The sequence below is a fragment of the Bacillus sp. RO2 genome (genome assembly GCF_012911845.1).
Classification (GTDB): domain Bacteria; phylum Bacillota; class Bacilli; order Bacillales; family Bacillaceae_I; genus Sutcliffiella_A.
This window is the reverse complement of record NZ_JAAXCU010000026.1, coordinates 1-25,395: the sequence shown is the minus strand read 5'-3', so window position 1 is coordinate 25,395 and position 25,395 is coordinate 1. Positions and strand designations below refer to the sequence as shown.

Sequence of the window (25,395 nt, the reverse complement as noted above, 5' to 3'; positions counted from 1 at the left end):
TGCAATAATGTTGCAGGGGTTTTATTTTGTATATTTAGTTCCGTTTTGCTTTAGATCGTACTTCAAGTAGTTTGTTTTTGAGTTCGTTTTCCATTTGGACTAGTTCTAGTTCTACTTGATGACGTTTTTCTCGGCCTTCTTGTTGAATTTGCAGGGTTTCTTCTAGTGTCTCGATTAAGTTTTCTTGTGTTTTCTTCAGCGTTTCAATGTCAACAAGACCTCGTTCGTTTTCACGAGCTGCAGAAATCGTGTTTTGTTTAAGCATTTCAGAATTTCTCAATAACAGTTCATTGGTAGTCTCAGATACGTTTTTCTGTGTGTCGACTGCCTTTTGCTGATTATATAGAGAAACTGCTATAACTAGCTGGTTCTTCCATAAAGGTATGGCGGTTAGAATAGAAGATTGTATTCTCTCAACTAGTGTCTGATTGGTATGTTGAATCATTCGTATTTGCGGTGCCATTTGCAGGGTAATTTGACGGCTGATTTTCAAGTCATGGGTGCGCTTTTGAAGGCGGTCTGCAAATTGCATCATATCACTAACTGCCTGTACATCCATTTGATTATTCGTTTCACGTGCTTTTCGCTCTAGCTCTGGGATAATAGATTCTTGAATTTCATCGAATTTATGCTCCGCTGCTGCAATATAGATATTCAGCGCTTGGAAATAATCTTTGTTTTTGTCATATAAAGATTCCAGCATGATATTGTCACGTTGTAACACCTTTTTGAAGCTTTCCAGTTGATCAGAAATTTTATCGATTTCAAAACCAATTTTTCGGTACTTTGCGAAAAGTTGTTGTACCGAATTATTTACATTTCCAAAAAGTTTACCAAAAAATCCTTTTTTCTGAGGCTCCAGCTCTCCGGGTTTCACTTCTTTGATCTTTCTCATCAAATCAGAAACTACTTCTCCTACCGGTCCAGCGTCTTTAGCCTGAACATGAGACAAAATGGAATTTGAAAAAGTAGACAGTTCGTTCTGTGCGGTAATTCCGTAAGAAGATATAGCCTGTTGATCTGTAGGATCAATTTGTTTTGCAATATCGATTGCTTTGGCTTTGTATTCCTCAGAAAGTGTATCCATTACCTTTTCTTTTTTAGGTTCAGGTTGAACTTCCTTGAAATCTTGCGTCATCATTTCGTTTTCCATTTTAGGTGTCGCGAATGGATTGCTTAATAAGTCATTCAGTGTATCTTCTTTTACTTGGTTTTTTAACTGGTCATTGTTTTTCATTGTCACTCACCCCATAAGCTACTTCTTCTCAATTATTCTCTTATCTGTATCAAGTTGTTGATGATTAGATTGATTCATTAGCTTGATTTCTGTCGTAAGATTATTCATGTCACCCGATAATACTGCCATCAATTCTTTTTCCATACTACGCTCTAATTGCTTTAAAGCACCTTCCGTTTCTCTAAGAGCTAAAGAAACTTCATGAGTCCGCACTGGTTGATTTAATAGATGCACATATTTTTCAGTGATGATAGCCGAGGAATCCAGATGATGGTGAAAGAAATTTTGCGCTGTACGGTACCGTACCGGCTCCTTTTCCACCATTTTAATGATTTTATTGGAGATCTTAGATAATTTTGTTATTGTTTGATAAACAAATATCGAGCGCACTCGAAACCTTGAACTATTGATTTTCTTTGCCTTTTCTTTTGCATCCTTCAATTGAGCATTTACATATTTCTTTTCTTTCCGTTCTAATTTTTCCAAATCGTTATTGGGAAGGAGCCTTCTCTTCAACGCCCAATAGCTTCCTAAGAATCCTCCAAAAGCGCCAAGGATGCCAAGTTGTATTTGATTACCTGTAAGAAAAAATACTATTAAAAAACCAACGGCAGCTAAATTAAAAGAAAGTATGATTATAAAACTTTGCAGTAAGAACCGTTTCATATTTTCACTCCTCACCTTTTTTAAAGGCTTAAGATAAACTATACCTTTCTTACGTATTTAACAAGGTAAAGGTTTCAGTTATTTATAGTTTTATTATATAGGAAAGAAGTCGGAATACGAAATGTTTTATGAATCAGCAACCAGCATATATGAAAAAGGCCCTTGATTGTGTATAAATCAAGGGCTCTTAAAAGTAGATTAAATTCCTATGGAAACATATTTCACTTCCAAATATTCTTCCATCCCGTGATGTCCACCTTCTCTGCCGATACCACTTTCCTTTAATCCTCCAAAAGGTGCCTGAGCAACAGACGGAGCTCCATCATTGACGCCAATAATGCCATAATCCAATCCTTCTGTAACACGGTAGATTCGAGACATATTTTCAGTAAACACGTATGCAGCGAGCCCATACGGTGAATTATTAGCCCGCTTAACTGCCTCATCTTCCTCTTTAAAAGAGGTTATAGGTGCAAGAGGGCCAAACGTTTCTTCATTCATGCAAAGCATTTCATCTGTCACTCCCGTTATGACTGTCGGTTCCATGAACGTTTTATCCTTCACTTCGCCACCAAAAGCAACAGCTGCACCTTTATCTTTTGCATCGCTTAAGTGCTCTTTCACTTTTTTCAATGCATCTTCGTCAATCAATGGTCCAAGATCCACTCCGCGTTCCATCCCGTTTCCTACTTTAAGTTTAGAAACTTCTTTGACAAAAAGAGATGTGAATTCTTCCGCTACACTCTCCTGTACATATATTCTATTCGCACAAATACATGTCTGCCCGGCATTTCTGAATTTTGACTGAACAAGTCCTTTTGCTGCTTTCTCCAGGTCTGCATCCTCAAATACGATAAATGGCGCATGTCCGCCAAGCTCCAATGACAGTTTCTTGACTGTATGAGATGCTTGTTCCATTAACTTCTTACCTATTTCTGTAGAACCTGTAAAGGTAAGCTTTTTCACATCTTTATGCTTCATTAATGACTCGCCAATAATAGAGGACTTTCCAGTGATGATTTGCAGAACACCTTTAGGGATCCCCGCTTCATCTGCATATTTTGCCAATAATAAAGCAGTCAGTGGAGTCTGTCCGGCGGGTTTAACGATCACCGTGCATCCAGCAGCAAGCGCAGGGGCAACTTTCCTTGTAATCATAGCGGCAGGAAAATTCCAAGGCGTGATTGCAGCAACAACGCCAACCGGCTGCTTTTGAATAAGGACTCTTTTGTCTTTAGAGGAAGATGGTATGGTCTCTCCATAAATCCTTTTCCCTTCCTCTTTGTACCAATCTACAAAACTATTTGCATACCCAACCTCTCCCAATGCTTCACGAAACGGTTTCCCTTGTTCCTTAGTAAGAGTTTCTGCAATATGCTTTTTATTTTCCTCCAATAAAAGGAACCATTTATTCAAAATATCTGCACGCTCATATGCGGTATAATTCCTCCATGTTTGAAACGCTTCCTCTGCATGTTGAACCACTTTTTCTAGTTGGTCCTTAGAGATGCTAGGTACCGTACCAATCACTTCACCTGTTGCTGGATTTGTTACCTCAATTACTTCTTCTGAATTCACCCATTCCCCGTTTATGTACATTGAATATTTATCCACTACAATCCCTCCAGTAAAAAGTTTTCAGGACATTCTCCCTTAATATATTCACTCTTTATGGAACATTCCCTTTATTGAACACAAAAAAACACCCGTTAAGGTGTTTTTTGTTCGGCAACTGCCATTGGATGGCGAAATAGTCTCAAACCATATATCAAAATTAACGTTAAAGAGAGCATTCCAAAAACGATAGCCATCATTTGAAGTCCTATGGTATCAAGGAAAAGCCCCGTTCCAAGGAGAACTACTTGGAATAGTACCCGATCAAGCATATTCCGGAATGAGAAAAAACGTCCATGATACTCTTTCGGTATTTTTGTCTGAAAGATGGTTGCTGCAATCGGGAAGAAACATCCAACAGCCAAGCCGAATAATCCAAAAGAGAATAAGGTCATCCATTTTATGTCTGCAAAATACAAACTTAAGTGGGAAATCGCGATGAGCGTAACAAAGAAAAACATCAACGGTACCATATTTTTATCATTGGAAATGCGTTTTACGGCAAATGCTCCAATCATAAAGCAGACACCTTCAATCGTGTAAATCCAGCTTTTAATCGTTTGATCATCTTGGATTTCACTGATGTTGATGACCATCAGGTTGAAACCGCCAATGAATAAAAATGGGATAAACGTTAAAATCAATACAGTAAGAGCTATTGGCGTTTCTTTTAAAACCGGCAGAACCTCTTTGAAGTCTCCGGATTTTTTATTCTTACCTTCTATTGCATCGATTTGGTTTGGTTCTTCAAAGTTCAGTAAAAAGGTAAGTAAAAATAGAATTCCATATGCAACCATTGATGCCATATACAAGGACGATAAACTCATGATGACAAGCATCGCTCCTGCAAGTGCTGTCCCTGCAATCCTAGAAACAGTGGATACATTCATATGTACCCCGTTCATTTCTAATAAGTCTTTATCCTTCACAATCAGAGGAATTGATGATTGCAAGGCCGGAAAATAAAATGCGGCAGACAACTGAATGGCAATCATAAAAATAATCATGAAAAGAATAGATTGATATTCAATCGCTAAAAACATAAATACTACGCTGATCATCCGTCCAAATCCTGATACTAGCATTACTCGCTTTTTACTTGTTGAATCAATAATTTTACCGGCTAACGGTCCTACCATCACCCCTGCGAGTAGCCCTGCAAATAAAATAAGAGACTTGGCAAAATCTGAAGGAACCAATGCCTGCATAAACTCCAAGTTTCCGATAATACCAGTCCATAAGCCTAATCCTGCAATAAATTCACCAATTAAGATAATCCATACATTCCGGTTTTTCCACATAATAGTTTCTCCGATCACTTATGTTGTTTAAGAAAACTATACCATGGAACGAATTAATTCGCCACTCGAAATTTTCAACCATACTCCCATAATAAACAGTTGCCAAGAAGCACCCATGAGGAATCCGCCTAACACATCAAGCGGATAGTGTACTCCAAGATATATTCTGCTAAGTCCAATTAATCCTATAAGGAATAGGCAAAAAATCATTAGCGTATTTCTTATCCAACTTTTCTTTATTAGTAAGTAACACAAGAATGTGATAGCCCCGTAGAATGCCATGGAATTCATGGAGTGTCCACTTGGAAAGCTATAATACCCTGCCTCTACAATGTGATCTAAGTCTGGTCTGTCTCTTGAAAATATCGTCTTTAACAGTGTATTTAGCATTCTCACGCCTACAAGATTAGCCCAAAGGAATAAGCCTAAATACCATTTTCGTTTAAAAAGAATGAATAGGGTCATTACAACAAGTGCTGGGTAGAAAAAAAGCTTCGACCCTATGTAGGAAAAAAAGATAAAAAATCCGTCAATATCACCCATTCTATAGAGGCTTTCACCAATCATCTTGTCCCACGATTCCGTTACTTCTATTCTTGTCAATAAAGCTACAAATAGGAAAAGAAAAAAAAGAATACCGCTTGCTTTAAACATAGTGTTAGGTTTTATGTAACTATTCATGATGTCACTCCCAGAAAAATAAGGCTAACTCCTTGTATCTTAGAGTTAGCCTAAATGCTTGTTTTATAAGCTTTTTAACAATAACTTTTTCAATAGTGGGAAGAGCACATCTGGTAACTCTTCAATATCTGGAACTAAAATACTATACTTTCCATACATATTTTGAATGGTTTTGACCTGTCCCTCATCAATTTCACCGTTTGCCAAGAATACATTGATTACTTCAAGACCATTTTTCCTTGCTTCCATGACGGCTTGATGTGTATCAACTATCCCGTTCTTTTCGTAGTCCATTGCTGCAGGTTCCCCATCGGAGAATACGAGTAGAAATTTTTGCTTTTCACTCCGATGCACAAGTCTTTTGGTCATATGTCTGATCGCATAACCATCCCTGTTATCTTCTTCGGGTTCAAGCTGGAGAATCTCTGGCCCAGAAGCAGGTTTTAGACTTGAGTTGAAGTTTATCACTGTTTTAAAATAGTTCGGTTGGCTTGTTTTTGTTGCATCATTCGTATCTTCCCAGAATCCTACCACTTCGTGTGGGACAAATACAGATTTTAACGCTTCATGAAAAAGAGTTATCCCATATTTGGTCTGTTCCATTTTATCGAACATGGAAGCCGAACAATCAACCAAAAGGGAGAACACAGCATCAATTTCAATGGATGGATTATCTTTTTTATAAAATACTCTTGGGTTTTCTTCTGTAAACCACGGTAAGAGCTTTTTGCTTAATCTGCCGAAAGGAAGATCACTTCTTGGCATGATTTTTTTGTGCTCCAACGTTTTCTGTATCAATTGTTTTAATTTTTTTTGATAGGTGGAGACAAACAGTTTGTATTCATCATACCCCACATAATGTTCCGCTGGTATCTTTTCTGGCTTTAAGAAGACCGGATAGGCGTATTTGTTCTCTTTCCCAAACTCCGCGCCACTACCTCCTTCTTTTTTGGTATCATTTAAAACATCCAGTGCTTCTAACTGGGAATAATCATTTTTATTCGTTTGCTGACTCTGGCCTTGGACAAAGCCCATTGCCTGGTCTCCATCTTCCCCTTCTCGAACGCCCTCCCCCATTAGATCGGTTTTCGTTCCTTGCTCCATATCGAATTGGAGGAAGCTTTTATTGTTGCTTTCTGATTCACGGTGCCAAGTTGGAAGCTTGTCCTCATGTACATCTTCTTCGTCGTCTTCATTATCTTTTTGCTTAATATCGTCATTTTTTAGTTCGCTTTTTCTCTTCATCTCATCAAAGCTTGGGGACTCTTCATCTTCAGGCATCTCTGAAAAGTCCGGAAGGAAAAAATACGTATTAAGCATATCCTTCTCTAAGAGGTCCTCTAGTACTTCTACTATGGTTTTGACACTTCGAAAGATATCTTTCGTATTTTTTGCTTCATATGCCTTAGCAATTTCGTCCCGAAGGAATGGGAGCGCAAGGTCTAACTCCTCATTTAGTTGAGGTACTTCCTCCAAAGGATTATCAGTGGTCAATAGAAGGTACAACAGATTGTAAAGCGCATCTGTCATAATATTTCTTTCCAAATTGACGGTAAGTTGGCTTCTAAAATACTTGCGATACTCCACTCTTCTCACCAGAAAGGTTTTAGTGGTGCCAGGCCGTTCTCGTTTGCAGAGTTCCTCAAGTCTTATGTCTTCCATCAGGATAAACAATTGTCTGCTAAAGCTTGATAAGTGTGTTTTTTTCATAAAAGTAAAAAGCTGTTTAATCACTTTATAATCAGTATGTGCAACAGATCCCACACTTCGTAAATACACATCACTTTTCATGCCGTGCAGTTTTTCAAAAGTAGGATGGTTATCCCAAAATAAACTGATAAACATTTTATTCACATATGGGTCATAGTAAGATTTGAACGCATATTCCACTTCAAGGTCATTCTTTTTAGAAAGGGAAGTCGCTAAGTCCGATAACTCCATAAATAGAAAGGAATCAATTTTTTTATCATTAAAAACGATAGGTCTCAAGTTAATCTCCTCATTCAAACAAAGTTTGTGCGATGTTTAAGATAGCGGCTTTTTCTCTTTCATCTTCCAACTTTTCTACAATACCACGCTTAATCGCTCTAAGTGGCGGTAAGTATACACTAAGATCACAAGTGTCTAATAGTGCGCGCACAGATGCAGCTTCTTCTGAAAGATTTCCGTTTTCAACAAGCGCGATAAGGTCAGCAGATAATGTTACATATTTGCCAAGTAGTTTTTCGTCTTCCAACTTGGATTGACTTTTCAATACTTGAAGTAAAACTTCTCCCTGCACATAAGGTACATCGATGACGACAAAACGATTTTTCAATGCTTCATTTAATGGGACCGTTCCCACATACCCTTCATTGATGGCGGCAATAACCCCAAAGTCCTGATTTGCTTTCACTACTTCACCTGTAAAAGGATTCGTAATGGTTTTACGGTAATCTAATACTCCGTTCAAAATTGGCAAGGTTTCAGGTTTCGCCATATTTATCTCATCTATATATAAAAGGTTTCCTTGTTTCATTGCATTAATAACTGGACCTGGCACAAACTCTATGGTCGCTTTTCCATCATTATTATGAATGGTCTTAAAACCAAGCAGTGCCTCAGCATCTAAATCTACTGAGCAGTTGATACTATGCATTGGTTGATGAAAAATGGAAGATAACGTTTCTGCCAACTTCGTTTTTCCTGAGCCGGTTGGCCCTTTTAATAGGACGTTCTTCCCCATAGATAATGCAATAATACAATCAAACAAAACATCATCGTCGGCTGATGTATACCCTGCAGCCCCAATAAGGGAACTAGTACCTTCTTTTTCTTTGTTTCTTTTTATCTTTTCTTGAATAGCTGTAGGTAATTGATCTATAGCAAACATCTTTCCGTCTCCTTTTAACTTATTCCATTTAGTATCCCACAATAAGGGCGTAGATATCGAATTATTGAAAAAGGCTGCTGACATTAGATTGTCAACAGCCAAGTACATTATATCAATAATTGCATGTTACTTGAAGTAAAATGAGTTAACTTACTTGATGCTATCCACTTCCTGAACTACTTTGTTCTTTCCTGAAACAATCCAGCCACCAACAGCGATACCAATTAAGACAATCCAGAACATCGCTTTAAACAAGGGACTGTGTGGGAAGTGGTAAGGAAGCACGCCAACACTTGGATGTGCCAGTGTGTACATAGCCAGTTTGAAACCTACCCAACCTACAATTAAAAATGCGGCTGTTTCCAAACTTGGTCTTTCCTTTAACAATTTAACAAACAAGGTAGCAGCAAAACGCATAATCACTACCCCGATAAATCCACCAAGGAAGATGATGATGAATTGCCCTCCATCAATACCTCCGATTTGAGGGAGGTTTGTTTTTGGCAACGTCATGGCCAATGCGAAAGCTGCAAGGATAGAGTCGACAGCGAAAGCAATGTCAGCAACTTCTACTTTGAAAACTGTCATCCAAAAACCGGACTGTTTTTTAGGCGTATCAATAGTGGCAGCATGCTCCACTTTTGCCACTGCAAACCTTCGCCATATATGGTTGAGTGCGATAAACAGCAAGTATGCGGCTCCAATCGCCTGAACTTGCCAAATTGTTACTAAGAATGAGATGGCAAACAAAGATCCAAGCCTGAAGACGAGAGCCCCTGCCAGACCGTAAAATAAAGCCTTTTTACGTGCCTCTTCTGGTAGGTGCTTAACCATAATTGCTAGTACTAGTGCGTTGTCAGCCGCCAAAATACCTTCAAGTGCAATCAAGACAAGAAGAACCCAGCCGTATTCCAATAATAATGATATCTCCATGGTTTCCTCTCCTTTTACATAACAAAAGCCTTTCCTAAGAAACAGGCAAAGGCTTTTATGAACACATAAAAGACCTTTACCTAGAACTGTCCAATTTCCAGTTTAGGCAAAGGTCTTGCTAACAACATATTCGTTGCCGATAATGCCGGTGCTGAATAATTCAGTCACGTCATGACGGCAATATCGTTCTCATAGCTACTCCCCTTTGATTGGGCTTGTGCATATGTAGTTTTAATATATAACTATTCTAGTAGGTTTATAGAAGAGTGTCAACACATTATTTTTCGGAAGTAAGTAGGTATTGGAAGGCCAATATCTTAAATTTCAAATAATTTATTTCTACACTCTAAATAATTTTTTTGTGATATAATCCATAACATTATTATCTATTTCTATATTAAAGGTCGTGGGATTAGTATGCATCAAGTATTTTCTTATAAAGAACGTCTCCATCTTTTCATTAAAATTGTAGTACCTATTCTGATAACACAACTTGGCTTATTTTCGATGAATCTCTTTGACATCATGATGACGGGAAACGTAGGAGCTACTGACTTGGCCGGCGTTGCGATTGCTTCTGGACTCTGGGTCCCAGTTTACACAGGTCTAAGCGGAATACTGCTCTCTATTACTCCAATTGTCGCACAGCTTGTTGGCGCTAAAAAGACAAAAGGTGTTCCTTTTTCCATTACCCAAGGTGTGTATGTTGCGTTTGCCATGAGTATTCTTGTTATCTGTATTGGGGCAGTGTTAATCAATCCGATTCTTACTGGTATGAATTTAGAAGCAGAAGTTAGATATGTAGCAAAATACTATTTGATTGCACTTGGCTTCGGAATAGTACCGCTCTTTGTTTATACAGTACTTCGATGTTTTATTGATGCGCTAGGACACACAAGAACGTCTATGATCATCACTCTTCTGTCCTTACCTATTAATGTCTTGCTAAACTACTTATTGATTTTCGGCAAACTTGGACTTCCTGCCCTTGGAGGAATTGGTGCAGGAGTGGCATCTGCTTTGACTTATTGGCTAATTATGATTATTTCCTTATATATTGTCCTAAAGAAGAGACCATTTACCAAGTATCCGCTTTTCAAAAAACTATATCCCGTATCATTTTCAAAGTGGAAAGAAATATTACTGATCGGGGTTCCAATAGGTCTTTCCATTTTCTTTGAAACGAGTATTTTTTCAGCTGTGACTCTTTTGATGAGTTCATTTGATACTGTGACAATCGCCTCTCATCAAGTAGCACTGAATTTCGCTTCCCTTCTTTACATGATACCGCTCAGTATTTCCATGGCTTTAACTATTTTGGTCGGATTTGAAGTTGGAGCTGGACGCATTCAAGATGCCAAACAATACACCATTATGGGAGTCGTTTCTGCTGTCCTTCTTTCTTCCATTTGTGCTGTATTTCTATATTTCTTTAGAGCAGAAGTCGCTTATCTTTACACAAAAGATCCAGAAGTTATTACCCTAACTACCGCTTTCCTTCTGTACGCCATTTTCTTTCAGCTTTCTGATGCCATTGCTGCCCCGATACAGGGGGCCCTACGAGGATATAAAGATGTGAATGTTACGTTCATGCTTGCCTTTGTATCTTATTGGATTATTGGTTTACCAATTGGGTATATATTGGCAAACTATACTGATTTCGGAGCATTTGGCTATTGGATTGGTTTAATTTGCGGTTTAGCAGCAGGAGCAATAGGGCTTTCTTGGCGATTAAACATTCTCCAAAACAGATATATGGCTATATCAGGAACCGCAAAATAACTATAACTATTCTTATAGGAATAAAAAAAGGAGTTTTGTAGTAAATTGTCGAAAAAAGTCATATGATAATTTTTTAAGTGAGGTAATACCGATGAATGATTATGATATGGAAAAAGTCCGAGCTTCTTTACACTATTTTCGACATGAGCTTAAAATTCTTCTTGATTTGTTAGAAAGCTATGAAATGGCAAACTATGAGCAAAAGACAAAATTACATGAAGACTTGATTCTACATTTCAAAAGATACAAAGTTAAGTTAAAAAGCGAAATTAAAATCTTGATTGATTACGATGCCAATCTTTTGAGTTCAGACTTTCTCTTACCTTCCTTGGCTGTTGTTTTTGCCTATTTGCAGGATATCGGGGTCAACCGCATTAATCCTAATAGTATCCAAAAGGTGGTCCAACAAATTAAAAAGGCCTACTTTTTTATGGAACGTTGTGATCAACGCTTTAAAATAGAGACATAGGAAAAAGGCAGCCAGTCGGCTGCCTTTTCAATAGTTACTATATTATTTTCCAATGAACATTTGCGTCCAGTAGTTACCTTCTTCTACATGACCTACACCGATATGAGTGAAGTTTTCGTTCATGATATTAGCACGGTGTCCTTCAGAATTCATCCATGCATTTACTACCTCTTCAGGGCTTTGTTGTCCTTGTGCAATGTTTTCACCTGCTGTACGGTATTCTACTCCAAATTGTTTCATCATATCAAATGGAGATCCGTAAGTTGGGCTGTTATGAGAGAAATAATTATTTTGTTGCATGTCTTTAGACTTCTCTTTTGCTACTTTGCTTAATTCTTCATCTAATGTTAATGGAGCTAGACCTTGTTTTTCACGCTCAGCGTTTGTTAATTCTACTACTTTCTTTTCAAACTCACTTACAGCGCCTGCTGCTTGTTCAGTTGCTGGTTTTTCAGCATTTTGCTGTGGAGCTTGTTGTTGTGGTGCTTGAGCTTCCTGTTTTGGTGCCTCTGCAGGAGCTTCCGCTTTTTCTTCCTTAGGCGCTTCTACTTTTTCAGCAGGTTTCTGCTCAGCTTGTTTTGGAGCTTCTTGCTTAGGTGCTTCTTTTTCAGCTGCTTCAGCAGATGGTGCGCCATTTAAATTAACTTTTACACCGTATTTTTCTTCAAGTTCTTTCACATAACCGTCTAAGAACGCCTTTGCATCTTCTTGGTTAGTGAATGCTTTATTACTATTAAATGAAGTGACTTTGTTTGTTAAGTCACATGTTGGTTTTGTTGGTGCGTTTGATTCTGCCTTTGCATTCATTCCGAATGGTGCTGCAGTTAATACAGCTGCAGTAGTTACAGCAGTGATGATTGACTTTTTGTTGATTTTCATAGGTGTGTTTCCCCCTTGAAAGTTTTTTGTGTTGCTTTCTTGCTACACTAAAATCATATCATGGGTTTTGTGTAATATTAGAGGAATAATGTGGATATTGAAAATGTTATTATTCTATAATTATCCATATACTACAAGAATCTTTATGTATCAACGGATTTCAAGAGAGTATAATTGAAACGGATTTGATGCATTTTTCCAGTAAAATGAAACAAATTTAAATTATACTAAAAAAATGGTGTTGACAAGTTTTGATACCGTCCATTTTATTACAAGATAGTACTGTTATGTTACATTATTTACAGGAAATCTTACTTTTTTGGATAAAAAAACCATAAAAAACACCAAGCTTTTTGGAAAGCCTGGTGTTTCCCACAAAATTATTTTTCTATCCACGTGAACATATACTTTTTATCTTCAATACCGTGAGCTTTTTTTACAACTTTCAAAGGCTTGAATGTATCTATCATAACTGCAAGCTCCAAGGTCTCCTTCTTTCCAATACTAGCTTCAGTGGTACCAGGATGCGGACCATGTGGAATTCCTGATGGATGCAATGTTATGGATCCTTCCTCAATTCCTTTGCGGCTCATGAAGTTTCCTGCCACATAATAAAGCAGTTCATCACTGTTCACGTTACTATGATAATAAGGAGCCGGTATTGCTTCTGGGTGGTAATCGTATAATCTTGGCACAAAAGAACAGACAACAAAGTTATGGCCTTCAAACGTCTGATGGACTGGAGGTGGCTGATGAACCCTTCCTGTTATTGGTTCAAAATCTTCTATATTAAATACCCAAGGATAGAGATAACCGTCCCAACCCACAACATCAAGCGGATGGTGCCCAAGTATGTGAGAATGCAAATAACCCCTTGTTTTGGTAATTACCTCATACTCTCCTTTTTCTGTGTATGTTTCCAACATTTCAGGACCTCTGAAGTCACGCTCACAAAATGGACTGTGCTCGAGCATCTGACCATATTCATTGCGGTACCTTCTAGGTGTGGTTAATTGACTGAATGATTCAATGAAGAGGATTTTCGTTTCTTCATTTGGAACTACTCGGTAAATGGTGCCGATCGGTATTGTTACATAATCACCAGGGCGGTATGTAATCGTTCCGAACATGGTTTCTATTTTACCTGAACCGTAATGAATGAAAAGGAGTTCGTCTCCGTCTCCATTTCGGTAATAATTCTCCATCGGTTCCGTAACCAAGGCTGTACCTATTAATAGATCACTGTTTCCTAATAAGTATTCTCTGGCATCGAGTGCATTTCCTTTGGTCTCGATGGATGTAGTGAGTAGGTGCCGGTGGTTCAGGGCTTCTTGTTCTTCATATTCAGGCATATAGCTGCCAAGCACGTTTGATTTTACTACTTCTGTGGGCAGGTAGTGATGATAGAGGATAGATTGTGTGCCTGAGAAACCTTTGGTTCCCATTACTTGTTCTCTATATAATGTGCCATCTTCTTTTTTGAACATGGTGTGGCGTTTATGTGGTATTTCTCCCATTTTACGATAATACATGAGCTCACCTCATATCATAGTAGTTATCTGATTGTGTTTTTCAATGTTCCTAGGCCAGTGATGGATAATTCTACTTCGTCACCGGGCTTTAGCCAGCGGTGGACGTCAGTGCCAAGTTCTAAGATACAACCTGTTCCGACAGTTCCTGATCCTATCACTTCTCCTGGGTGCAATGTAACATCAGCTGAAGCTCTTTCAATCATTTGAGCAAAATTATAGTGGATCTGCTCGAAATTCCCTTTAGAAAGAAGACTTCCATTGACAGAAGCGGTCATTTCTAAGTTGTAGCCTTTATTTGTCTTAAACGATTCTAGTTCATCTGGTGTCACAATGACAGGCCCTAAAGATGTGGCGAAATCTTTCCCCTTTGCCGGCCCTAATCCTACCTTCATCTCTTTTGCTTGAAGGTCCCTTGCACTCCAGTCATTCATGATGCAATAGCCGAAAATGTATTCATCAGCATCCTGAGCTTTAACATTTCTACCTTCTTTTCCAATGATGCAGGCGATTTCCAGCTCATAATCCAACCACTCACAGGCTGATGGTTTTTCAATTAAGTCACCTGGTCCCTTTATGGCCAAATGATTCGTAAAATAAAAAACGGGAATCTCATACCATTCCGGAATTACATCAAGTCCTCTTTTTGCCCTTGCCGTTTTTACGTGATCCTCAAATGCATAGAAATCTCGGACACTTACTGGTTTTGGTAAAGGTGCAAGGAGTGTGACTTCTTCAAAAGGATATCTCCCTTTTTCGCTATCACTAGCATCGTGAAGTGCGACGATGTCTTTAAATTTTTCATAATGATTTATTAATGTCAAAAGGTCATTAGGTAATAATCCATCAGATGCTTCGTTCATATCGACAACCATGTCATGATTTATCCAGCCTGCTTTTATCTCACCAGAGCTATTTTTAAAGGTAATATACTTCATGACACACCCTCACATTTCATTATTTGCGTTGAAGTTCGAACATATCATGTATGGCCCTTGTGTACATGCTCCCTGCCATTCTACCTACAGGATTCAATTTCTTTGTATCAATCTTTCCATCGAAATAAAGATCATCTGATATGTGAAAACTCTCTACTTTTCCGATAACTAGGCTGCCTGAACCTGGTACATCACCGAAATGCAACACTTGGTGAAGAGTGCATTCCATTTGCACAAGGCTTTCCTTCACCCGCGGCGGTGCTACTATTAGACTAGGTTCTTTCGTGAAACCTGATTCTACAAATTCATCCACATCGCTTGGGAATTCCGTTGCGGTGATATTCATTTGTTCCACTATTTCTTCACTGACAATATTGATGACAAACTCCTTTGTACTTTCAATATTCAATAAGGTGTCCTTTTTCGAGCCATCTGTTCCTCTTCTCATAGGGGAAAAGCAGACTAGCATCGGCTCAGCACTTATGGCTGTAAAAAAACTGAAAGGAGCGATGTTTGCAACTCCTTCTTTATTAATAGAAGAAACTAGTGCAATGGGTCTTGGCAAAATAGAACCCACCATCAGCTTATATGCATCTTTCCAGGCAAGATTGCTTGGTTGAATATCCATGTTTGTCACCTGCACTTTGCTACAAATTTTTTAACGTTTCGATAAAATAACGGTTATCTTCCATGGAGCAGATGGTGACCCTTATACTGTTTGGGTACCCCAAGACTGCTCCTGATTTAACCATGATCCCCTTTGTTAATAATTTTTGAGTAATCTCATTTCCATCTCTGCCGATATGTATCATCATGAAATTCGCTTGTGTAAGGAAATAGGTATAACCCAGTTCATCTAATTCTGACTCCAAGTACGCTCTTCCTTCTTCATTGCGAAGGATACACACCCTTCTAAATTCCTGATCCATAATGGCTTCCATCGCAGCTGCTTGAGCAAGCTGATTTACATTGAAAACCTCTTTCACTTTGTTTAATTCTGCTGATATGGAAGGATCCATGATGCCATAACCAATTCGTAATCCTGCTAAGCCATATACTTTAGAAAACGTTCTTAAAACAACAAGGTTGGCATGTCTCTTTAAAAGAGGGATGGATTGAAGATAGTCCTCACTTGTTGCGTATTCATAGTACGCTTCATCTAGAACAATCAAGATATGCTCTGGCACTTTTTGAATGAAAGAAACAAGTTCCCCCTTTTCAACGATAGTTCCTGTCGGATTATTAGGATTGCAGACAAAAATCATTTTTGTCTCATCTGTAATATTAGCTAGCATGGCTGTCAAATCATGTACACCATCTTTTAATGGAACGATCACCGGCTTGCCACCTTCAATGGAGACATTGGTTTTGTATCTAGGGAATGTAACATCAGCCATAATAGCTTCTTCCTCTTTATTGAGAAAAGCTCGAATAAGCAGCCTAATTATTTCATCTGACCCATTCCCAATGAACAACTGATTTTGTGCTACTCCCAAAAAATCCCCCAATTTGGTAGAGAGAGCTCTAGCGGAACCATCAGGGTATGTAAATAGATGATCTAGTCTTTGCATTAATTGTTTTTTTACCAGCGGTGAACATCCAAACACATTTTCAATTTCAGACATGTTTCTTATATTCGCAATTCCTAATTCCGTCTGTATATCCTGCAAGCTTTTCCCTAAAGGGTAGGCAGCAATATGCTGGAGAATTTCTCGGCTTTTAACTTTTACCGCCATGCTTTAATCTACCTCCTATAAAAAAGGGAGGAAACTGGTCCTCCCCTTAGTAACGTGCTTACAGATTTCCTCTCAATTCTTGCTCTCTTTCAATGGATTCAAACAATGCTTTGAAATTTCCTTCACCAAAGCCTTTTGCTCCCTTACGCTGGATAACTTCAATGAAAAGGGTTGGTCTATCTACAATAGGTTTTGTAAAGATTTGAAGCAGATATCCCTCATCATCTCGGTCAACCAGTATGCTCAGTTCGCGAAGCTTTGCAATTTCCTCATCAATTTCCCCTACTCTATCTGACAACATTTCATAGTAAGTGTCAGGAGTATTTAGAAACTCTACACCATTTTCTTTTAGTTTGCTTACTGTCTGAACAATGTCTTCCGTTAAAATAGCGATATGTTGAACACCGGCGCCATTATAGAACTCCAAGTATTCTTCAATTTGTGATTTTCTTTTTCCTTCCGCAGGTTCATTGATTGGGAATTTGATTCTGCCGCCATTGTGCATTACTTTTGACATTAGGGCGGAATATTCTGTGTTAATATCTTTATCTGTAAAATGAGTCATTTCTTTGAAGCCCATTACTTTTTCGTAGTAAGCAACCCATTCTTCCATTTGTTCTACGTTCCCCACCACATGATCGATTCCGATAATGCCAGCGTCCTTAACTGGAGTGGAGTTCGTGTATGCCTTGAATCCAGGCATGAATACCCCATTATAATTTTTGCGTTCAACCAATGTGTGAATGGTATCTCCGTATGTACCAATTACCGCTTTCTTCAATGTTCCGTGCTCGTCTGTCAGCTCTTGTGGGGGTTGTATAGCTATCGCTCCTCTTTCCACCGCTCCGTTGTAAGCACTTTCAACATCTTCCACGACAAGCGCAATATCCTTTACTCCGTCTCCATGCTTTTTAACAAACTCAGAAATCTTTGTATCTTGTTTAAGGGAACCTGTAATGACAAGTCGTACATTACGCTGTTTTAAAACATAGGAAACGGTTTCCCTGTTGCCTGTCTCTAATCCTGAATAAGCAATAGGCTGAAATCCGAATGTGGTAGCGAAAAAATGAGAAGCTTGTTTGGCATTGCCAGTGTATATCTCCAAATAGTCAACATCTTTTACGGGGAAAACTTCTTCTGCTTGCTCTTTTAATTGCATCGTTTTTTCTACGTTCATAAATATCCCTCCTGATCTTTTTTAAAAAATATTATTATTCTGAATATAATATAATCTATTATTTTCATAGTCTGCAAGAGTCTCGTTTAAAGCTAGAATGCTTTGACGCGCCAACGTGTCATGACGAAGTTACTTTTTGTTTTGTCACTTTCGGGACCTTATGAATTGCTTTTCCTTCAAGATCCTCCACCGACTCCCACATACTTTCATTTACACTCGGGTGCGGGTAGGAAGGAAACAGCAAATCCTCTTCTCTTGCAACCATTTCTAAAGCAAGAGTTCCGGTACTAACCATTTCTACCGCTTGGGCTCCCATCATATGTATACCCAATACTAGATCTGTTTTGGCGTCAGTAACAGTTTTAGTGAACCCCTCTTTTTGGCCAAGAATGCTTGTATAACCATTTGATTGCAGGCTGCTTTCTCCTACCTTCACTTCAAATCCATTTTCGATCGCTTCTGTTTCAGTCATTCCGACAGATGCAATTGGAGGGATGGACTGAACGATTCTAGGTAGAAAAGTAAAATCGCACTCGGATTGTTGGCCTGCAATGTTTTCCGCGGCCACTTTTCCCTGTTTAATGGCTTTAACTGCTAAGGCAGGGCCTTCTGTAATATCGCCAATAGCATAAATGGAGGCAATATTAGTACGGCATGCTTCATTGATTTTAATAAAGCCTTCATCACTCAAATGAATGCCTGCACGCTGAATACCAAGTGATTCTGTTACCGGGTTTCTTTCTTCCGCACAATATAGATGAGAACTCTCCAAAATAACTGATTCATTCTTACCGTTTTCAAATGACACTTCCCACTGAATCTCATCAAACCTGAACTTAGGAGTAGTATCAGTCTTATAGAGTTTAATTTTTTGTTTTTTTAACTGTCTCTGCAGCTCCTTGTTAATGGCAGGGTCAAATGTAAACTCATGCTGTTCTGGCGGAAGAATCAATGTCACCTTTGATCCTAAACTGTTAAAGGTTGTTGCAGCTTCAAGGGTAATATCATCGTTTCCATATAATATTAGGTCACTCGGCAATTCTTCATGGTTCCATATCGAAGTTGGTGTTAGAGCATGATGATGTATTTCTGCGATCGGTTTTTTATTGCAGCCGGCAGCAATTATTACATCATTAAAAGTGAAAGTATCATATTGATGCCCATTCTCCACCCCTATTTTTCTGGCGGATATAAAGGAGGCCTCTCCCTCTATGATCTCGATTTTATTAGCTTTACATAATGCAACGACACCTTGAAGCAATTGCTCCACAACCTTCTTTTTGTGTTCCTGTAACCTTGTTATATCGAATGTTACACCGCTAGTATCTAGCCCTAGTTGCAGAAAAGATTCCATCCTTTGGAAAGATTGCGCTGCTGCAGTATGTACTTTGGATGGTATACATCCTTCATTTAAACAGACGCCGCCAAGTTTGTTTTTCTCAATAATGGTAACTTGTCGACCTAATTGAGCCGCTCTAATTGCAGCGTGATAACCACCAGGACCTCCACCAATAACCATTACATCACGTTCTTGAGTAAGTTCGCCCACAACCATTTAAACCAGCTCCAGCATTAATAATTTTGGTTCTTCTAAAAGTTGAGTCAGCCTGTTGGTAAATGCTACAGCTGTAGCTCCATCTGCCACACGATGATCGAAGGACATAGAAATGTTCATGATGGAACGTATAACAATTTCATCCTGCTCATTTACAACTGGTCGCTTTTTGGTTTTGTGGAAGGAGATCAAGCCCACTTCCGGCTGATTGATAATTGGTGTAGCGCCAATACTTCCCCCAAGAGGACCAACATTACTGATTGTAAAACTGCCGCCAGTCAATTCCTTCATGGAAATCTTATTATCCAGTGCCTTTTTTGTTAACTCTTTTAAATTGGCATGTATTTCTTTTAATGACTTTTTCTCTACATTACGGATCACAGGGACAATCAGTCCTTCTTCTGTATCGGTAGCTATTCCTATGTGATGTTCTCTCATTAACTCGATTGTCTCTTCTTGCTCATTCAATCTGGCATTAAAGATTGGATAATCTTTTAGGGCGATGGATATGGCTTTTAAGAATAGAGCAGTTGCTGAAATGTTTTGATTGCTTTTTTTCCAAATCTCCCTGAGTTCTAAAATATTTGTCACATCTATTTCTTCAAAATGAGTGCAATGAGGAATCGTAAGAAGTGACTGTGACATTTTTTTGCCTATCTGTTTTCTCCGGCCTCTGTATGGAATGACAGTTGTAGGTTCTTGATAATCATTTAATTCTGTATCGGATTGAGGTGGCTGAACGGGCTGTTCTTTCATTTCAACTTTTGGTGCAGGCTGCTCTTTACTTTCTATGAATCTATATACATCTTCATCAGTAATTCTTCCAGCAAGGCCGGTCCCCTCAATTTGTTCAATATCAACTCCTGCGTCCCTCGCAATCTTTCTTGTATATGGGGCCGCCATGATTCTAAATGATTTAAGCTTTGTTTGTGGTTGATGCTCTCTTGTTGTATCGACAGCATTTGTGGAAATGTTTTTATCTGTAGAATTGGGAGCCGTTATTAATTCCTTCCCAGCTGATTCAGCTTCTAATAAAAATAAAGTGGTACCAACTGAAATGGTTTCCCCTTCCTCTACTAATATCTCTTTGATGACTCCAGCAAGTGGTGCCGGTATTTCAGCAGTCATTTTATCTGTCTGTACCTCAACTAGAGGCTCATCTGGCTTTACTTTATCTCCCTTTTTCACAAAAAAAGATAAAATATCAGCCTGTGTCATTCCTTCCCCAATATCATGAAGTTTGACCTCGATCATACGTTGAACCCCCTTATACTAAAACTTCATCACTTTATTTACTGCCGCAACGACTCTGTCAGTAGTAGGCAGATAGTAGTCTTCAAAACCGAAATAAGGAACAGGCACATCAAATCCCGTTACTCGCTCCACTGGCGCCTTTTGATAGAGGAATGATGTTTCATTGATAATGGCAAGAACATCTCCACTAACACTTGTTGCCGCATGCGCTTCGTGAACAATAACCGTTCTACCAGTTTTCTGTACAGATTCTGCAATGATATCTTTATCAATAGGGTAGAGGCTTCTTAAGTCAATTACTTCGCAACTAACACCCTCTGATTCTAGTTTTTTTGCAGATTGAAGGGCAACAGGAACCATCGCTCCCCAAGCGATAATGGTAACATCCTCGCCTTCCTTGCAAATCTTTCCTTTCCCGATTTCCACCGTATATTTCCCTTCAGGTACATCTTCTCTTACAGATCGATAACAACGCATCGGCTCTAAAAATAGTACAGGATCTGGATCCTCGATTGCAGCAATCAATAATCCTTTGGCGTCATATGGATTAGACGGACAAACCACTTTGATTCCCGGCATATGGGTGAAAATTGCCTCTGTACTATCTGAGTGGATTTCTGGTGCCCTTACTCCTGCCCCATATGGTGCCCGGATGACCATAGGGACCGTATAATGCCCCATCGTTCTAGCTCTAATCCTTGATGCATGTGTCATGATCTGTTCGTAGGCAGGATAAATAAATCCAAGAAATTGTATCTCTGTTACCGGACGGAAACCATTTATCGCCATACCGATTGCAGCTCCAATGAAACCAGCTTCACTTAAAGGTGTATCAATCACACGGTCTTCGCCATATTTTTGTTGCAGGCCTTCTGTAGCCCGGAAAACACCACCATTTACCCCAATGTCTTCGCCCATGAGAAGTACATTTTTGTTTTCTCGAAGCATGGTATCTAACCCATCCGTAATTGCTTGAACCATTGTCAATGTTTTCGTTTTCAATGCCGTTTCCACTATGCTTCACCTCTCATCATGTTAAGAAGTTCCTTTTTCTGCTGCTCAATTCCCCATGTCGGTTTTTCAAACACGTAGTCGAACATGTCAGCAGGGTCTGCCTTAGGAAAATTCTCCATTTCTTCTATTGCAGTATCGACTTCTTGAGAAAGATCCACTAACATTGATTCTTTCCAGTCTTCTGTAAACCAGCCTTGATTTTTCATAAAGCGTTCCAAACGAAGAACAGGGTCATTCTCACGTCTTTTCTCATTTTCTGATTGGTCTCTGTATTTGGTTGGGTCATCAGCTGTCGTATGAGCACCATATCTCCATGTTACCGCTTCGATTAAGGTTGGACCCTCCCCATTTCTTGCTTGTTCTAATGATTCCAACGTATGAAAATAAACGGCGAAAACATCATTACCATCTATACGGACACTTCTCATATCATAAGCTAGTGCTTTCTGAGCAATAGTTTCAGTATTCATTTGTTTTGATAAAGGTACCGAAATGGCAAAATGATTGTTCTGGTTAAAAAACACAACCGGCGCCTTAAGAACGCTTGCAAAGTTTAACCCTTCATGAAAATCACCTTCAGATGTTGCTCCATCCCCGAAATAAACAATACTTGCATTTTTCGTTCCTTTTCTTTTCTCTGCATAGGCTGCGCCTACAGCATGTGGTAACTGTGTTGCTATTGGAATCCCCGGTGGAAATACTTTCTTCCCATTTGCCGGAATACACCCTTCATTTCTCCCATTCCAAAACAGGAGAATATTGCGAAGGGAGTGACCGAACGTCATGGTAGCACCGTGGTCTCTATAAGAAGGAAATAGCCAGTCTTCATCATTCAATGCCATCGCACTCCCTACTTGGGAAGCTTCTTGCCCTTCATATGGAGCATAGGTGCCGATGCGGCCTTGTCGTTGAAGACTAATACATTTTTTGTCAAAGGTGCGAATTCTAAGTAAGTGTCTATACATTGACTTTGCAAGATCTTCTGTGATTCTTTCTTCATACGTTTTATCAAGGATATTTCCTTGATTATCGATAATCTGTATGATAGGAAATTGATTTATCACCTTATTTCCCCCTCTATTAAACTCGTACTGACCATTTTGGTCGCTTGGAATGAGTGAAGAAGCTGTTTCTTCTGCTTCTATCTACTAATCTCTGTTCGCAGAAGTTATTTGCCGCTTCCACTGTCGTAATATTCATTTTCTCTGCTTCTTTATATACATCCATTAAAGAATTGTAGATAGCCATAGTTTTGCGAAGAACACGTTCTTTGTTTGGCTCATATAGTTCATCTGCCACTTGAATCAGTCCACCGGCATTGACGATGTAATCTGGAGCATAAAGGATCCCTTTTTCTTGCAGCATCGCACAGTGATGATTTTCGATCAGCTGGTTATTGGCTGAACCTACCACTGCTTTTACCTTCAACTGTTCTATCGTCTGGTCGTTGATGATTCCACCAAGGGCGCACGGTACAAACACATCTGCATCAACCGAGTAGATTTCATCTCCGCCAACCACTTTGATCCCTGCTCCAATCTCTTTCGCTTTAGAGACGAGTTGGTTAATGGCGAATTCATTGATGTCAGATACATAAATGTCTGCTCCAGCATGCATTAGTTGCTCTGCCACTTTTGCCCCAACCTTTCCTAGGCCTTGGATTGCATAACTTTTTCCGTAAAGATTTTTTGACCCCCATAGTGTAAGGTTTGTCGCTTCGATTCCGTAGATTACTCCTTGAGCTGTCGGAACTGATGAATCCCCACTTCCGCCATACACCTCATCCACACCTACAATACAATTCGTTTCTTTTAAGGCATGCACAAAATCCTCCGGTGATGTTCCCATATCAGTACCAGTATAAAAACGACCATTTAACGATTCGACAAATTGACCGAACGCTCTAAATAGTTCTGGAGTTTTGTCTTTATTCGGGTCACCAATAATGACCGCTTTCCCTCCGCCAAAATCAACGTCAGCTGCTGCGCATTTATACGTCATCCCTTTTGAAAGACGAAGAACATCATATAAAGCAGCATCCACTGATTGATATGGTTGCATACGACACCCGCCCAAAGCTGGCCCAAGCGTTGTGTTATGTATCGCAATTATGGCTTTCAACCCTGTATCTGGATCATTACAAAAAACTACTTGTTGGTGTTGTTGAATTTTATCGAACATCTCCATTCCTCCAACTTCTGAAGTAAGCGTTTTCATATTTGTCAAAGCAACCACCCTTTTTCAATTATTCTTTTAGTCTATCATTGTTTTAATTTTACTTTTTGGTATTATCACTTGCGTTACTTCCCCTTCGCCCATTATGCGATCTTCAGAAAATATTAGGACTTTCGTGATAATGAAGTTCTTCTTGATACCCACTACCGTTGCTTCTAACGTTAAAATAGTTCCTTCTTTTGCCGGTGCCAGGTGCTTTACTTTAACTTCTGCACCCATTCCTTCTTCCGTCTCATCCAAAACTCCTAATATCATTTGCCGTGAAACCCACTCCATGTGATATACCATCATTGCGGTGGAATACACGGGGTGGACCAGTTCCCCTTCAAATTGTGCAAACATTTTGTTGGTAACCGTGATTTGAATGGAATGTTTCGTACCTATGGTTAGTTCCGGCTTCATGTGTTCACCTCAAAACGTATAACGTTTATTCAACGCTATAATAACATTCCGTTAAATGAACCGTCAATAAATTGTAGAAATTTTATAAATAGTCAATCATAAATTGTATTAGTTAAGTTGATTGGTTTATCACCGCTGTTCCTTTCCGCGGGACGGTGCCTTGAGCCTCCTCACTTTGTTGTAAGGTCTCAATCTACCGTTACTCCCCCGCTGGAGTCTTCGCCTTTTGTTCCAATACACTGCTGAATATTGCATAAATGTTAAATGAATGCATTATCAGCTACTTCAGTTAAAGTTTCCTTTTTTATAACCTCTTAAATTAATGTAGCTTTCTTGTTGATTGAAGTGGAAGTCGTGCGAATTTCTTTGACTAATTCAATTACCTTCATATCGGTGGCGATGAGGACCTCTTTACTGTAAATTCTCGTCACTGAGGTCTTCATAACGGTGATGAGGAGTCAAGTCCATATTAATGTGCAAAAATAGTTACAACATGATCTAAGGATAAATCCCCTATGACCACTGCCCCTCTGCTTTTTCACCCTCACCTGTCGTCATACACCTCCTATGACGCTAGCCCCTCTACTTTTTCACCCTCACCTGTCGTCATACACCTCCTATGACGACCGCTCCTCTGCTTTTTCACCTTCACCGGTCGTCATACACTTCCTATGACGACGACTCCTCTACTTTTTCACCCTCACCTGTCGTCATACACCTCCTATGACGACCGCTCCTCTGCTTTTTCACCTTCACCGGTCGTCATACACCTCCTATGACGACCGCTCCTCTGCTTTTTCACCCTCACCTGTCGTCATACACCTCCTATGACGACCGCTCCTCTGCTTTTCCACCCTCACCTGTCGTCATACACCTCCTATGACGACCGCTCCTCTGCTTTTTCACCTTCACCGGTCGTCATACACCTCCTATGACGACCGCTCCTCTGCTTTTTCACCCTCACCGGTCGTCATACACCTCCTATGACGACCGCTCCTCTGCTTTTTCACCCTCACCGGTCGTCATACACCTCCTATGACGACCGCTCCTCTGCATTTTCACTCTTTCCGGGCATGATTGAGACGCCTTCTCTGTTACCGTTTCCTTCTTTCCCACTATGC

General features: G+C 39.4%; 22 protein-coding genes. 2 read left to right on the top strand and 20 right to left on the bottom strand.

Features of this window, described 5'->3' with window-relative positions; translation table 11 throughout:
- Window positions 1-34: 34 nt before the first annotated feature.
- The 8 genes from HF078_RS05050 to HF078_RS05015 form a co-directional block, all read right to left on the bottom strand.
- On the bottom strand, window positions 35-1,237 hold the full coding sequence (locus tag HF078_RS05050) for a toxic anion resistance protein (RefSeq protein ID WP_169290154.1): 1,203 nt from the start codon (window positions 1,235-1,237) through the stop codon (window positions 35-37).
- 18 nt (window positions 1,238-1,255) lie between these two features.
- A complete protein-coding gene (locus HF078_RS05045) occupies window positions 1,256-1,903 on the bottom strand; it encodes a 5-bromo-4-chloroindolyl phosphate hydrolysis family protein (RefSeq protein WP_169290153.1) in 648 nt (215 codons plus the stop codon).
- A 198-nt stretch (window positions 1,904-2,101) separates the two neighbouring features.
- Window positions 2,102-3,517 (bottom strand): NAD-dependent succinate-semialdehyde dehydrogenase, encoded by a 1,416-nt coding sequence (locus HF078_RS05040; RefSeq protein WP_346775311.1) that lies wholly within the window; start codon window positions 3,515-3,517, stop codon window positions 2,102-2,104.
- A 95-nt stretch (window positions 3,518-3,612) separates the two neighbouring features.
- On the bottom strand, window positions 3,613-4,818 hold the full coding sequence (locus HF078_RS05035; protein ID WP_169290152.1) for an MFS transporter: 1,206 nt from the start codon (window positions 4,816-4,818) through the stop codon (window positions 3,613-3,615).
- A gap of 36 nt (window positions 4,819-4,854) precedes the next feature.
- Entirely contained in the window at window positions 4,855-5,499 is a 645-nt protein-coding gene (locus tag HF078_RS05030) for a phosphatase PAP2 family protein (RefSeq protein WP_169290151.1), read from the bottom strand.
- 63 nt (window positions 5,500-5,562) lie between these two features.
- Window positions 5,563-7,488: a vWA domain-containing protein gene (locus tag HF078_RS05025; RefSeq protein WP_169290150.1), complete on the bottom strand. Its 1,926-nt coding sequence runs from the start codon at window positions 7,486-7,488 to the stop codon at window positions 5,563-5,565.
- 10 nt (window positions 7,489-7,498) lie between these two features.
- Window positions 7,499-8,371: an ATP-binding protein gene (locus tag HF078_RS05020; protein ID WP_169290149.1), complete on the bottom strand. Its 873-nt coding sequence runs from the start codon at window positions 8,369-8,371 to the stop codon at window positions 7,499-7,501.
- A gap of 150 nt (window positions 8,372-8,521) precedes the next feature.
- Complete coding sequence (locus HF078_RS05015) at window positions 8,522-9,304, bottom strand: TerC family protein (protein ID WP_169290148.1); 783 nt, start codon at window positions 9,302-9,304, stop codon at window positions 8,522-8,524.
- A gap of 417 nt (window positions 9,305-9,721) precedes the next feature.
- Between HF078_RS05015 and HF078_RS05010 the strand changes: the two genes are divergently transcribed.
- Window positions 9,722-11,086, top strand: coding sequence for an MATE family efflux transporter (locus HF078_RS05010; protein ID WP_169290147.1), 1,365 nt, complete (start codon window positions 9,722-9,724; stop codon window positions 11,084-11,086).
- A gap of 91 nt (window positions 11,087-11,177) precedes the next feature.
- Window positions 11,178-11,555, top strand: a complete 378-nt coding sequence (locus HF078_RS05005) for a hypothetical protein (RefSeq protein ID WP_169290146.1) — start codon at window positions 11,178-11,180, stop codon at window positions 11,553-11,555.
- Between the two features lie 42 nt (window positions 11,556-11,597).
- On the opposite strand, the gene HF078_RS05000 is transcribed toward HF078_RS05005, so the two are convergent.
- From HF078_RS05000 to HF078_RS04945, 12 genes are all read right to left on the bottom strand, one after another.
- Window positions 11,598-12,434, bottom strand: a complete 837-nt coding sequence (locus HF078_RS05000; RefSeq protein WP_169290145.1) for a CAP domain-containing protein — start codon at window positions 12,432-12,434, stop codon at window positions 11,598-11,600.
- A 380-nt stretch (window positions 12,435-12,814) separates the two neighbouring features.
- Window positions 12,815-13,966 (bottom strand): homogentisate 1,2-dioxygenase, encoded by a 1,152-nt coding sequence (locus HF078_RS04995; RefSeq protein WP_169290144.1) that lies wholly within the window; start codon window positions 13,964-13,966, stop codon window positions 12,815-12,817.
- Window positions 13,967-13,989: 23 nt separating this feature from the next.
- Entirely contained in the window at window positions 13,990-14,901 is a 912-nt protein-coding gene (locus HF078_RS04990; RefSeq protein WP_169290143.1) for a fumarylacetoacetate hydrolase family protein, read from the bottom strand.
- A gap of 19 nt (window positions 14,902-14,920) precedes the next feature.
- A complete protein-coding gene (locus HF078_RS04985; protein ID WP_169290142.1) occupies window positions 14,921-15,529 on the bottom strand; it encodes a flavin reductase family protein in 609 nt (202 codons plus the stop codon).
- 19 nt (window positions 15,530-15,548) lie between these two features.
- Window positions 15,549-16,637, bottom strand: coding sequence for a histidinol-phosphate transaminase (gene hisC / locus HF078_RS04980; protein ID WP_169290141.1), 1,089 nt, complete (start codon window positions 16,635-16,637; stop codon window positions 15,549-15,551).
- A 58-nt stretch (window positions 16,638-16,695) separates the two neighbouring features.
- Window positions 16,696-17,814: a 4-hydroxyphenylpyruvate dioxygenase gene (gene hppD / locus HF078_RS04975; protein ID WP_169290140.1), complete on the bottom strand. Its 1,119-nt coding sequence runs from the start codon at window positions 17,812-17,814 to the stop codon at window positions 16,696-16,698.
- A 118-nt stretch (window positions 17,815-17,932) separates the two neighbouring features.
- Window positions 17,933-19,369: a dihydrolipoyl dehydrogenase family protein gene (locus HF078_RS04970; protein WP_169290139.1), complete on the bottom strand. Its 1,437-nt coding sequence runs from the start codon at window positions 19,367-19,369 to the stop codon at window positions 17,933-17,935.
- The gene (locus tag HF078_RS04965; protein WP_205831528.1) at window positions 19,370-20,623 is read right to left on the bottom strand and encodes a dihydrolipoamide acetyltransferase family protein; all 1,254 of its coding nucleotides are present in this window, start codon (window positions 20,621-20,623) and stop codon (window positions 19,370-19,372) included.
- Between the two features lie 18 nt (window positions 20,624-20,641).
- Window positions 20,642-21,604: an alpha-ketoacid dehydrogenase subunit beta gene (locus tag HF078_RS04960; RefSeq protein ID WP_205831529.1), complete on the bottom strand. Its 963-nt coding sequence runs from the start codon at window positions 21,602-21,604 to the stop codon at window positions 20,642-20,644.
- A 32-nt stretch (window positions 21,605-21,636) separates the two neighbouring features.
- The gene (gene pdhA / locus HF078_RS04955) at window positions 21,637-22,701 is read right to left on the bottom strand and encodes a pyruvate dehydrogenase (acetyl-transferring) E1 component subunit alpha (protein WP_169290137.1); all 1,065 of its coding nucleotides are present in this window, start codon (window positions 22,699-22,701) and stop codon (window positions 21,637-21,639) included.
- 16 nt (window positions 22,702-22,717) lie between these two features.
- Complete coding sequence (locus HF078_RS04950; RefSeq protein ID WP_010193997.1) at window positions 22,718-23,854, bottom strand: Leu/Phe/Val dehydrogenase; 1,137 nt, start codon at window positions 23,852-23,854, stop codon at window positions 22,718-22,720.
- A 36-nt stretch (window positions 23,855-23,890) separates the two neighbouring features.
- Window positions 23,891-24,274, bottom strand: coding sequence for a thioesterase family protein (locus HF078_RS04945; RefSeq protein WP_169290136.1), 384 nt, complete (start codon window positions 24,272-24,274; stop codon window positions 23,891-23,893).
- Between the last annotated feature and the right edge of the window lie 1,121 nt (window positions 24,275-25,395).

Excerpts from the sequence above, each read along its gene's own strand:
- HF078_RS05050 (WP_169290154.1), bottom strand. The coding sequence starts at position 1,237 with ATGAAAAACAATGACCAGTTAAAAAACCAAGTAAAAGAAGATACACTG.
- HF078_RS05045 (WP_169290153.1), bottom strand. The coding sequence starts at position 1,903 with ATGAAACGGTTCTTACTGCAAAGTTTTATAATCATACTTTCTTTTAAT.
- HF078_RS05035 (WP_169290152.1), bottom strand. The coding sequence starts at position 4,818 with ATGTGGAAAAACCGGAATGTATGGATTATCTTAATTGGTGAATTTATT.
- HF078_RS05030 (WP_169290151.1), bottom strand. The coding sequence starts at position 5,499 with ATGAATAGTTACATAAAACCTAACACTATGTTTAAAGCAAGCGGTATT.
- HF078_RS05020 (WP_169290149.1), bottom strand. The coding sequence starts at position 8,371 with ATGTTTGCTATAGATCAATTACCTACAGCTATTCAAGAAAAGATAAAA.
- HF078_RS05015 (WP_169290148.1), bottom strand. The coding sequence starts at position 9,304 with ATGGAGATATCATTATTATTGGAATACGGCTGGGTTCTTCTTGTCTTG.
- HF078_RS05010 (WP_169290147.1), top strand. The coding sequence starts at position 9,722 with ATGCATCAAGTATTTTCTTATAAAGAACGTCTCCATCTTTTCATTAAA.
- HF078_RS05005 (WP_169290146.1), top strand. The coding sequence starts at position 11,178 with ATGAATGATTATGATATGGAAAAAGTCCGAGCTTCTTTACACTATTTT.
- HF078_RS05000 (WP_169290145.1), bottom strand. The coding sequence starts at position 12,434 with ATGAAAATCAACAAAAAGTCAATCATCACTGCTGTAACTACTGCAGCT.
- HF078_RS04995 (WP_169290144.1), bottom strand. The coding sequence starts at position 13,966 with ATGTATTATCGTAAAATGGGAGAAATACCACATAAACGCCACACCATG.
- HF078_RS04990 (WP_169290143.1), bottom strand. The coding sequence starts at position 14,901 with ATGAAGTATATTACCTTTAAAAATAGCTCTGGTGAGATAAAAGCAGGC.
- HF078_RS04985 (WP_169290142.1), bottom strand. The coding sequence starts at position 15,529 with ATGGATATTCAACCAAGCAATCTTGCCTGGAAAGATGCATATAAGCTG.
- hisC (WP_169290141.1), bottom strand. The coding sequence starts at position 16,637 with ATGGCGGTAAAAGTTAAAAGCCGAGAAATTCTCCAGCATATTGCTGCC.
- hppD (WP_169290140.1), bottom strand. The coding sequence starts at position 17,814 with ATGAACGTAGAAAAAACGATGCAATTAAAAGAGCAAGCAGAAGAAGTT.
- HF078_RS04970 (WP_169290139.1), bottom strand. The coding sequence starts at position 19,369 with ATGGTTGTGGGCGAACTTACTCAAGAACGTGATGTAATGGTTATTGGT.
- HF078_RS04965 (WP_205831528.1), bottom strand. The coding sequence starts at position 20,623 with ATGATCGAGGTCAAACTTCATGATATTGGGGAAGGAATGACACAGGCT.
- HF078_RS04960 (WP_205831529.1), bottom strand. The coding sequence starts at position 21,604 with ATGGTTCAAGCAATTACGGATGGGTTAGATACCATGCTTCGAGAAAAC.
- HF078_RS04950 (WP_010193997.1), bottom strand. The coding sequence starts at position 23,854 with ATGAAAACGCTTACTTCAGAAGTTGGAGGAATGGAGATGTTCGATAAA.
- HF078_RS04945 (WP_169290136.1), bottom strand. The coding sequence starts at position 24,274 with ATGAAGCCGGAACTAACCATAGGTACGAAACATTCCATTCAAATCACG.